Source organism: Exiguobacterium sp. A1_3_1 (genome assembly GCF_048985645.1).
Classification (GTDB): domain Bacteria; phylum Bacillota; class Bacilli; order Exiguobacteriales; family Exiguobacteriaceae; genus Exiguobacterium_A; species Exiguobacterium_A indicum.
Window position 1 is genome coordinate 1 of the sequence record NZ_WBYY01000351.1, and the last position, 277, is coordinate 277.

The window sequence follows — 277 nt, forward strand, 5'->3', positions numbered from 1 at the left end:
TAACCCAAGTGCTAGACCGACTAAAACTTCCGTTCCCATTCGAAAGAAAAAATCGAAATCTTCTACGCGGACATCTGTTTTGACGGCATAACTTGCAAAGTAAGCTAGGCCTGCCGCCAATGCTAATTTATGTTGTGCTGGTAGTTGCTTTGAAGAAAACAACGGAGCTGCAACGAGAAATCCGACGATCCGACCAAAGATGAGTAAAAAAACACTCAAGAAAGAAAGTAACGTCATTTGCGGGAAACCTCAGCGATTTGTTTGAATAGATCAATCG

At 42.2% G+C, this 277-nt stretch carries 1 protein-coding gene; it reads right to left on the reverse strand.

All coding sequences use genetic code 11. The features are described 5' to 3' along the window. Window positions 1-237: flagellar biosynthetic protein FliR (locus F8N00_RS18300; protein ID WP_421018783.1), on the reverse strand; the 237-nt coding region annotated here is incomplete at its 3' end. Between the last annotated feature and the right edge of the window lie 40 nt (window positions 238-277).